Annotated in this window: 6 protein-coding genes; all 6 read left to right on the forward strand. The window is 42.6% G+C overall.

Features of this window, described 5'->3' with window-relative positions; genetic code table 11:
- Window positions 1-142 precede the first annotated feature (142 nt).
- The 6 genes from BN93_RS09390 (at window position 143) to BN93_RS17960 (ending at window position 10,689) form a co-directional block, all read left to right on the forward strand.
- Window positions 143-2,662 carry a TonB-dependent receptor family protein gene (locus BN93_RS09390; protein ID WP_232211154.1) on the forward strand — a complete coding sequence of 840 codons (2,520 nt, stop codon included), beginning with the start codon at window positions 143-145 and terminating at the stop codon, window positions 2,660-2,662.
- 14 nt (window positions 2,663-2,676) lie between these two features.
- Window positions 2,677-5,070, forward strand: coding sequence for a TonB-dependent receptor (locus BN93_RS09395; protein ID WP_019188078.1), 2,394 nt, complete (start codon window positions 2,677-2,679; stop codon window positions 5,068-5,070).
- Window positions 5,071-5,183: 113 nt separating this feature from the next.
- Window positions 5,184-6,296: a carboxypeptidase-like regulatory domain-containing protein gene (locus tag BN93_RS09400; RefSeq protein WP_019188079.1), complete on the forward strand. Its 1,113-nt coding sequence runs from the start codon at window positions 5,184-5,186 to the stop codon at window positions 6,294-6,296.
- Window positions 6,293-7,504, forward strand: a complete 1,212-nt coding sequence (locus tag BN93_RS09405; RefSeq protein ID WP_019188080.1) for an outer membrane beta-barrel protein — start codon at window positions 6,293-6,295, stop codon at window positions 7,502-7,504. The genes BN93_RS09400 and BN93_RS09405 overlap by 4 nt, the downstream gene beginning before the upstream one ends.
- Window positions 7,505-8,242: 738 nt before the next feature.
- Complete coding sequence (locus tag BN93_RS09410) at window positions 8,243-10,453, forward strand: outer membrane beta-barrel family protein (RefSeq protein WP_198007506.1); 2,211 nt, start codon at window positions 8,243-8,245, stop codon at window positions 10,451-10,453.
- A gap of 56 nt (window positions 10,454-10,509) precedes the next feature.
- Window positions 10,510-10,689 (forward strand): hypothetical protein, encoded by a 180-nt coding sequence (locus BN93_RS17960; protein WP_198007507.1) that lies wholly within the window; start codon window positions 10,510-10,512, stop codon window positions 10,687-10,689.
- Window positions 10,690-10,775 lie beyond the last annotated feature (86 nt).

Raw genomic sequence — 10,775 nt, forward strand, 5'->3', positions numbered from 1 at the left:
GCCAAATGCAATGATGGTGAAGACATTGGCAAGGTAAATGTGTTGAAATTTAATTTGGAACATATTGAGAAAATTCATATATTTGCAAGGTGTAACCCCTATCTGCACACCTAGAAATGTGCAGAATGGTTACCTATACCCCATGACACAACCAAAGCCCGCTGGCAACGGCAATGCGGAACCCCATATCAGAGCGTCTTACATCAAAGAGAAGACCACCAACACCCCACCGTTTCATCCCTTATCCCAACGACAAATGAAAATATTAAACACATATCTATTGCTCATGTTCCTTTGTCTTTCGGTTTATATAGAGAAGGCAGAGGCACAACAAACACTGACCCTTCTCGTGAGCGACAGCCTTAGTGGAGAGCCCCTAACCTTCGTCAACATTAAGGTTAAGCGTGCGAAAGACAGCTTGGCATGTTACTCCGACTCTATCGGCAAGTGCGTAATTCCACTCCAAGCAGGAAATTACGAGTTGCTGTTTAGCAATGTAGGTTACATCAATCACAAAGAAAACATAACACTCGATGCAGACAAAACACTGCACATAAAACTCTCGGCCAATGCCAAAGTATTGGGCGAAGTATCGGTTGTGGGACGAAAACGCCTTATCAAGATAACACACAACGGATTGGAATACGACCTATCGAAAGACCTTGCCATACAATCCACCAACCTACTTACCGCCCTCAACCGCGTTCCGTTGGTGAATGTAGATGCCAACGACAACATTACGGTGAAGGGCAGCACCTTTTTCTCCATCTTTCTTAATGGGCATCCTTATCGCATTGCGCAGTCTTCGCCCAAGGCCGTACTGCAATCCATCCCCGTTAGCACTGTGAAAAAGATTGAGGTTATCGACCGCATAAACGCCCGTTATGGCGGCGATGTGGGCGATGCGATAATCAATATCGTTACCAATCAGCAACTTTTCGACAACTATGCCCTAACCCTTAACGCCGGGGCAAACACCCAACCAAGGGCCAATGCAGGCCTCAACCTCATGGGAACGTACAAAAACATAGACTATTCATTGGGTTATAACTACGCTCTTGATGGCCAACGAAAGCAGCCCATTAACTCAAAGAGCAGGTATGCGCAAGGTTCGCTATGGCAAGAATACAACGGTGAAGGCATTGGCGACGGCGATTGGAAAAGGCATACCGTAAGGGGCATGTTGCAATGGAGGCCCGACACGCTAAACACCTTGTATCTAGACGGACACGCCTTGATAGAACAAACCAACCTAAACACCCTGTGGCAACAAACCTTTAACGAACAAGGACAACTACCTTTACATAGTGCTTACGACTCTGAAAACAAGAACACAGCCGGCACTGCCGAAGCGAATGTCATCTATCGAAACCTCTTTCGCAAGACGGGAGACGAGCATTGGGTTGTAGGTTACCGATATACCTACAACCCTGACGTAAGACATTATTACCAAACCAACAGCAATTTACTTGGCAACGAGCGCAGAATCAGGCGCAAAACCAACGGCGGACTGCACGAGCATAGCTTGTCGGTAGACCTCAATCTGCTTAACAACGACAACGCAACGTTGCTCATTGGCGGTAAACAAACCTTACGAAACGGCGACATCCAATCTTCGCACAGAATGTTGAAAGACGGAGAATGGGTAGACGATGTGGCAGAAAGCCTACAACAACAGCATCTGAAATACACACAAAACGTATCGGCTGCTTACGCATCTATTTCGCTTGGTGTAGGCAACTTTACCCTAGACGCCTCGCTAAGGTGGGAATATGGCGACTTAAAGATGCAATATCCAAAACAAACGGCGTACAACTTTGCTAGCAGAAAACATTATGTCCTACCATACGCAGGTATATACTATCAGGGCAAAAGTTCTTCATTGTCACTTAATTACAATGCTGGCATAACACGCCCAAGCATACTCATGTTCAACCCTTTTAAGGCTATTGTGTCGCAATACTTAGCGGCTGAGGGCAACCCACAACTGAAAAACACCTACACGCACACACTGGAAACATCGTATTCGCTTTACTCCAACACGCTGTTCCTCTCTTATAGCCTACATTACAAATGGATAAACCAACCCATCATGGCCTTTCCTCGATACGACACTCACCAAAAACAGCTCATCACCCAATATCAAAATATAGCCTTCGCACGTGATTTTGGGTCGAACCTTTACTTTAATTACCGTCCCATACCGTTGCTTTCGCTCACTTTCTCTGGAAATATTGATTGGTATAAGAATCAAGAAAGCGAACAACTTTGGGATAAAAGCAACATCGCACACAACCTAACGCTGATGTGCGACGTATTTTTGAAGAAGAACTGGACCATTGGCTTGCAGTACGGCAACTACAAAAACCCAGCCGAGATATGGGCCAAGTCGCACGCCTTCTCCATCTCATCACTGGCAATAAGCAAGTCGTTCTTTAAAGGCGCACTCAATGTGAGGGCAGTAATGAACTCGCCTTTCCAAAAGTACAACGAGCTGTTGGTTGAACAACATCTCACCCACTTCTGGCGTTCGCAAGCCAACTATCTCACGGCTAGGGCCTTCGGCCTAGACATAACCTATACCTTTAAAAGCGGAAACCCCAAAGAGCTGAAACGCGACAGCCGCTTAAAGAGTTCAGACCAAAAGACAGGTGTTGAATAATAGCTGCAACTACAATGCCCCACACAAAAAAGACAGACAACTGCATGTTGAAGAACGCTATGCGTTCGCAGGCACAAGCTTTTCTCTCGCTCCGCAAAAAGCTATGCCTCGTGTTGCTCTGCGCCATGCAGATAATTTATGCCCAGAGTTTTTCCCTTATCGGTAAGATAAACGACAACACAACACGAAAGCCCATAAAGGCAGCGCAAATAACCTTATTAGCAGCCGATGGAGTAAGCGCAAAGGCATCTATAGCGAGTAACGAAGATGGTAAATTCGCCTTAACCAGCCTTCCCCCTGCCTCCTATCATCTACGCATAACCAGCGTGGGCTATAAGCCTATGCTGCTAACCACCGTGGAATTGAACAAAGACATAGACCTAGGCGAACTTCTTTTAAAGCCCGACACCGTGCAACTAGGTGAAGTTATGGTGTCGGCCAACCTACAAAAGAATGCCGATAGGTGGGTTTTCTACCCCTCGGACGCAATAAAGCGACAAAGCACAGATGCCTACGACGTGCTGCAACGCATGGCATTACCCGACCTTCAATTCGACTTGATGAACCGAACGCTATCTTCGCAGAAAGGCGGTGCACTGCAAATACGCATCAATGGCGTGCCTTCTAAACAGTCAGACCTTGCTGCCCTGCAACCACAAGACATCGCCAGGGTGGAATACATCGACAACCCAGGCATCGCTTACGGCGATGGCGTGGCCGCTGTGTTATTGGTTCACACCAAACGAGGATACGAGGGGATGCAAGGCGGAGTGCAAATCGCCAACGCCTTAACCACAAAACAAGGCAACGCCTACGCCTATTTGAAGATTGTTGGGCAGAAACACCAACTCGCCATCACCATAGACGGGCTTTATAAAAGCGTGGGTGGCGTGTTCAACAACAGCGACAAAACCTTGCGTTACCCTGCCAACGAATTGACACTTAACACCAAAGGCGACGACAAGGCTTACCGCTATCGCAACGGCAGCGTGAAATTGGAGTATAACAAACTGCTAGACACGCGCAACTCTTTCTTCAACATCGTGGCCAATTACGCCACATCGCGCCAGCCCGAAAATGTTTCACAAAGCCATGCGCAAAGCAACGGCGCGCCCTTCTTCTCAGAAGCGTTGCTCACTAGGGACAGAACGCACAACGCCTCGCTAGACTTTTACCTCGACAAGCAATTCGCTAGCAAAGCAAACCTGCTGGCCAACCTCACGGCAACCTACATCGGCAGCGACTATCGCAGGGCTTACAGCAAGGCATACCATGCCGCTGCACAGCCTGCATTCTCCAATGCCTACGACGTTGACGGCAAACACAAGTCGGTTATCGGCGAGGTTATCTTCAAGCAACCGTTGTCTAAGCAACTCAACCTTACCATCGGCACGCACAATCGCCTATCCAAAACCAACAACACTTACGTTGCAACCAACACAACGACCCCCACTTCGCTGCTCAACTTCAACAACTACGACTACGTAGAACTAAGCGGTATGCTGGGCAAATTGGCCTATTCGGTAGGTGGGGGCTATTCGTTTTACCGCATGAAGAACGACAGTCTTGTGGCGCAATACCACTTCTTTCGACCTTCCCTCACACTATCCTACCCGCTTTCAAAGACATTCAGGCTGCAATATTATCTCGGCATCAACCCTGTGGAGCCACAATTGGCCATGCTGTCGGGCTTCGTCCAAACGCAGTCAGAATATGAATTGTGGCAAGGCAACCCACATCTCAAGCCCTATCAGGCCTATATCAACCAGCTTTCGCTTAGCTTTCAGAAGCGGGAAACCATGCTAGGCTTCGTTACCTACCTGCACTACAGCAACCATCCCTTCACAAACAATCCCCCCGTATATGATGCCGCAACCAACATGTTCGTCTATACATCGGCAAATCAGCACAGCTTCACCCACCTGCAAATGCGCCTCTACGCCAGCCAGAGCCTCTTTTCGCAATCCTTGAGACTGTCGGGGTGGCTCACACTTAACCGCTACATCAACAATGGGTTAAGCTTTTTCACCACCTATACAGACGTGATTGGCAGCCTGTCTGCGAGCTACGACCGCCCCAAATGGGGTTTGCAAGCCAGCTTCCGTTCGGCTATCACCACCATGTTCAACCAAACCAAGACGCGAACAGCACCCAACTTGCAGCTAAGTGCCTATTACAACCTCCACCGCTTACGTTGCACCCTCAGCATAAACAATCCCTTCATGTCGGCCGCCACCACGGTTTCGACAATGAATAGCGAACTAATCAGTGCCACCACATACAAGTTTGCCAAATATAAAGATAGCCTTGTGCAGCTCTCCCTTAGATATAGCTTCAGGAAAGGAAAAGTGCGCAACCTGCAAAAACAAATGGATAATGCCGATAACGATGCGGGAGTGGTGAGGTGACAACATACATTCGCCCTGCAGACATCCTTACATGTAGAAAGGAGTAATGTTTTCACATTAACTTTTTTTCATTCATTTCTTTAACGCCAGAACTAGTAAACGCGATAGATCATATGCATAAGACCATCTTTCTTCTTCTCTCCCTATTGTTGCCTTTATTCCCTAGCTGGGGACAGAGCATCTCTGGACAGATTGTGGATGAGAAAAATACGCCCATTGAATACGCTAGCATTATTGGCGTTTCACCATTAGACACGACTAAGACAATCGTTTCCGCCTTTAGTAAAGAAGGGGGGTATTTTGTTTTAGACTGCTCTTTACACAAAAATGACACGCTGCGTTTGAAAATTAGTTGCGCTGGGTATAAAACATTTCACACTGTTGTGGCGGCCAATCATACGTTTGAAAAGCCAATAGCGCTGGAAGAGAGCGTGATTGGACTGAATGAAATTGTAGTTTCTGCATACAAACAAGCGATTACGCTTGCAGACGGGAAGATAGGAATAGACACAGAGAAGCTTAGATTAGGCAACAACGACAATGTGTTAGACGTGTTGAAGCGAGCTCCTGGCGTTGTTGTTTCTCATGATGCCATAACAGTTCAAGGTAACGACCCACTTGTAGTTATCGATGGGGTGAAACAAAGGATGCCAATGGGCATTCTTCTCACTTACCTTAAGTCGATGCCTGCCGCTAATCTTAAGCGATTATTCATAAAGAGCATGGCAACCGCAGAGAATAGGCTGTCTGGTGAAGACGCAACAATTGAGTTGCAGACAAAGAAAATGCAAACACGCGGCTCCAACATCAGCAACACTATCCACGGAACGCTTCTACGTAACAACGCTTTCAGATGGGGCGATTACATTGACATACGAGCCAGGCATGACAATCTGTCAGGAAGTGCAACTGCTGGATACGTCAAATCTAAACTCAAATCTGAGGAAGAGGAAAGATTTCCTTATGAGCAACACGAGAAATTGATTAACCAGAAAGCGACTAGAGATAAGGATGCCTATTTCGGAGTGTTGAACATGAGCTGGATGCCGAGCTTCTTAAAAGGGAGCTTAAATTATTTTGTGTCTTACTATGTGGACGATTCACGGCGTAAGGGCAAAGAAGCTTACAATACAGATGCTGTCCTAGATAAGCTTACAGAGAGAGAAATCAATGATTGGACCGACTTGTTGTCCACAAACATCGAGTATCTTTCGGCAGATACATGAAACACCAGTTCAAAATATCATACGGCCTGCTTGCTGGTAGCGACGACTATGCCCAAACCGTAAACAATAGCTTGGGAAACTCGGTTAATACCAACAAGACAATGGATGGACATAGACATATCATAGAAACCCAATACACTTTAAAACGACCTAAGTTTGTGTATACTGTCGGCAACCAGAACTACATTTCTAAAATGAACGAAAACGTTAAGTCGAAGAATGGCTCTGACTTCTCAATGTGGGAAACCATCATGGGGCTGTACATGTCGGGCAAAATTAAGTTAACTCAAGACCTGTCGCTGTACTTGGGGGCGCGGACGGAGTATGCACATTATAAATATCTAGTGGCTAATACTATTTCAAGGAGCAAAGAATGGAACGTTGCTCCTTATCTAAGGCTCGACAGGAAAGCGAGTAACAATTTCAGCTCTTCGCTTTATCTCACGATGAAGAATACACGTCCAGGATATTTCTCCATGCTTCCAGGTGCTACTTATTATAGCGACAATGAATATAGCGTTGGAAATCCTTTCTTAAAGCCGTCCATGCAATACGACTTCAAGATACAAAACCTGCTGTTTAAACACGTGGTTGTCAGTATAGGAACACGATTAAGGTCTAATGTTTTCGGAAATACTTATAATATCGATAACGATGGAGTAAGATACACCAAGCCCCAAAATTATGCCAACCTGCTATCCATATATGCCGATGCCTCCATTCCATTTTCCTTTATCCAAGGAAAGCTGAACGGTTCGTTGTATCTTTATTTGAGAAATCTCAGTTTCAGCCATTTAGCATACGATGTTCTCCCATCAACTTTCAATCGCAAGAATAATTGGTTCGCAAATGGTAACCTGTATCTTTCGTATAAGCCAACCGACAACTTTGCCATATTCATCAATCCCTTCTTCAAAACCCGCAACAACCTATTGCAAGAAAGGAGAAAAGGAACGATGAGCATAGACATGGGAATGCAATATGCTTTGCCTAAAAACAAGGACATTGCTTTTGCGCTTACCATAGAAGACCCTTTCAATCAACTGAAAGGGGAACATTTATACAATTATGGGAGATTTAGTGTCACTCGCCTCACATTCCCTAACACGCAATGCATCCGTTTGTCTATGACGTATAGCATAAGCAACAATGGAAAACAAATAAAAGTGAACAAAAACGAGAACGACACTTCCAGATTCGCAAAATAAACACCTGTATGGAGAAATTAGATTACACATTATTAAGAAGGCACATTGAACAAATCAACCTGATATATACAACATTTAACACAAATAAGTTGGATTATACAAACAAAGTTAGTAAATTTGCTACATATTAACATGCATTCACAGAGTTCCCTGCAAGGAGGATGTGGCATACCTTTATAACAAAAAAACAACAAGTAAAGTAACTAAACCGCAAACAGGAATTATTAATTCAAATTGTAGAAGAATATCACAATACGATATTTTTACTGAATAGCCAAAATCTGCAAAAATGCATTGTTCAAAGAACACAATCTTCCAAGGTTGAACAAGGGGAACTCTACTTGAAATGTGTCTATTTTTAAATTGCAAATTATAAGGTTTCAACCGATATTGATAAAAAGAAATGACAATCCTTGTAGAGGAAGTTTGACAAACCAACAACACTTCCATATATAACTATACACAAAGTTAAAGTGTTACTAACCATTTGATCTTCTCTAAATACTTGTCGATAAGTCATATAAAACCAAACTCTATTGACATTCAAACATTATTTTACCCACCATTATCTTAGCCTATATGGATTTACGAATGGTTTACATACTCGCTCTATACATTTCATACAGTTGTGGACTTTGCGCACAGATTGATTTTGCAATGAGGCCAACAATTAAAGTTGTCTGTACAGATAGTGTCAACCTAACACCTCTGGAGAACGTGAATTGTATTTTATACACTATGAATGATACACTAGCCCCCAGTGCTTATTGTGCATCTGACAGCTTAGGTATGGCACAATTTAAAGGTGCTTATAACATACCTTATCGACTTGTTGCCAGTTTTTTGGGAAAAATAGTTTATCAAGAAGAATTTGTTATAGACGCGCATACACAGATGTTAGAAAAGGCTATCCGATTAAACAACAGCCGCCAACTAGGTGAAGTGATAGTTAAAGCCAGTTCCATTAAACCAGAGAAAGGGAAAATGATTTTCTATGTGCAACACGGAGGCTTAGGAAAATCAATAGCTATGTACACTGCTTACGATGCACTTGCAAGAATACCACGAATACAGGTTACAGGAAAACAAGTGCTTATAGATGGGAAACCCGCAGAAATAAGAATCAATGGTATAAAGAAAGTAAATGCAAATGATCAACTATCACTAATCAATGCAGCTGATATTAGCAAAATAGAAGTTGTTTTCGGAAGAACAGCATCTAGTTCAGGCGAAGCCGCAGGTGGAGTTGTGAATGTATATCAACGAATTCAAACAGGAATTACACTATCAGCCAAAAATACACTTTCTATTTTGGGTAAGCCTTTTAATTGCGATTTAAACACATCAGTGCTACAAAATGGCAATCTTGCTGTACTATATGGTAATAATAAATGGCAAGCATACGCCCATTTTTCCACACAAAATGGGACAAAGACTGGGTTGAAACACCATTCTACTTACGAAATGACCAACAAGCCCTTTTCCTTTCAAAGATCCACAATTGATGGAAACTTAAGATCCAATAATTGCATTGCGACATTTGGGGCAAGTGGAGTTTGTGGGCAACACCGCCTTTCATTCGAAATTGAAAACAATTTTACCTTAAACGACAAGAAACCACAAGAAAACGAGTTCTTTCAAGAGTACAGAACAGACAAATATGCTCGCTACACTGCAAACACTCTTATAAGTAGAACAACAAAACTGTCGTTGATACAACTAACTCACCTTTGGACATCTAAAAACAAAAGAAACACACTGCAAACATCAATTAATTACTTATACGACAAAGAAAATGAGTCTGAAGAAACTATTACTAATTTTATTTTAACAAAGACTACTAGGAAAGAAGATAGCGAGAACAGGGCAACCAACAAATTGTTTTTTGTGAACAGCGAACTAAGTTCTAAACTTGAACCAGGTCTATCACTCAATACTGGCATTGAGGCAAACGTGACAAATCGTACAAGTGACTATATACATGAAACGGATTTAAAACATGACGACATCGAAACATACGGATATAGAGAAACACTAACTGCTTCATTTTTTTCATTGTCCAAGTCTTGGAAACAAGTAACTATCACTTGTGGATTACGACTAGAAAGAACCTCTTTGCATGGGAAAAAACAGACTATTTCACAACGATACTCCAACTGGTTACCTTCATTTCTTTTGAGCTATACCCTAAGTAATTCTAAGGAACTTGTATTATCGTACTCTAGATATTTATTCCGCCCATCATTCGATTTGCTTACAAATTATAAGACTAAAGTTAACGATTTTCTCTATTTTGTAGGAAATCCGCTCTTGAAAACACAAGAAACTGATGAAATTAATCTTTCGTATACAAATACCTGGTGTTCGTTATCCGCTGCATACCGCGTACATCATAAAGTTATAGAAGAAAATTTCTTTGTTTCAGATAGTGTTATTTGCCTTACCAATCAGAATATGCTTAACAGACATGAGTTCAGTATTAACTTAGGCAGTAATAACAAGCCTTTCTCATTTTGGAATTTATCTACCAACTTTGGAATACAATACATATATATTCCTGACGGATACCTCCAAAAGGATATTGTACAAGGATATGTATCACTCCACAACACATTAAAGTTAACATCAAACATAGAAGCCAATATCAATATGAATGGCGCAACACCATGGATTATGCAAACTCGTAGAATTAGTGGACGGCTTACATCACAAATAGGGACTCACTATATTTCCAAGAACAACAAATGGGTCATTGGATTTCTATTTAACAATCTAATTCGCAAGAATCATACATCAACATGGACAACAAATCCTTTTATTGCGAACAAGACTTGGACACAATCGGCATTACGAAGTTTTATGCTTACAATTTCTTATCGCTTTAAAACATCAAAACAGCCGGTTTCACCTTTAAAAATACATAAAACAGAGAATAGAGCTAGGCTCTAATGGCGGAAAACGAAAAGCCAACAATGAGTAGGTATAATCAAATTCTCCTAACGATTATGAACGAATTAGATCGTGCTATTGAGAAAATATCCGTTTTGTCATGTGACGAATTAGGATTGATGCATGGTGGCTTCGCCGCAAATGAGAACGAAGACGATTCAGAAAGTTCCGACTGCAACAAGAACGTCAACGTCAATGTGTATGAAGGAGCTCGTTGCCGCTGTGCTTGTACGTAAAGTGTTCAAACCATAAGGTTTGAATTTAATTAAAAAAATCAATGGATAGCCTACCGATTCTATAGATAGGTAGACTGTAAGCATCC

Origin of the sequence: Prevotella conceptionensis 9403948 (genome assembly GCF_000312305.1) — a bacterium.
GTDB classification, from domain to species: domain Bacteria; phylum Bacteroidota; class Bacteroidia; order Bacteroidales; family Bacteroidaceae; genus Prevotella; species Prevotella conceptionensis.

Coding starts and splice junctions, on each gene's coding strand:
- BN93_RS09390 (WP_232211154.1), top strand. CDS start 143: ATGACACAACCAAAGCCCGCTGGCAACGGCAATGCGGAACCCCATATC.
- BN93_RS09400 (WP_019188079.1), top strand. CDS start 5,184: ATGCATAAGACCATCTTTCTTCTTCTCTCCCTATTGTTGCCTTTATTC.
- BN93_RS09395 (WP_019188078.1), top strand. CDS start 2,677: ATGCCCCACACAAAAAAGACAGACAACTGCATGTTGAAGAACGCTATG.
- BN93_RS09405 (WP_019188080.1), top strand. CDS start 6,293: ATGAAACACCAGTTCAAAATATCATACGGCCTGCTTGCTGGTAGCGAC.
- BN93_RS09410 (WP_198007506.1), top strand. CDS start 8,243: ATGAATGATACACTAGCCCCCAGTGCTTATTGTGCATCTGACAGCTTA.
- BN93_RS17960 (WP_198007507.1), top strand. CDS start 10,510: ATGAACGAATTAGATCGTGCTATTGAGAAAATATCCGTTTTGTCATGT.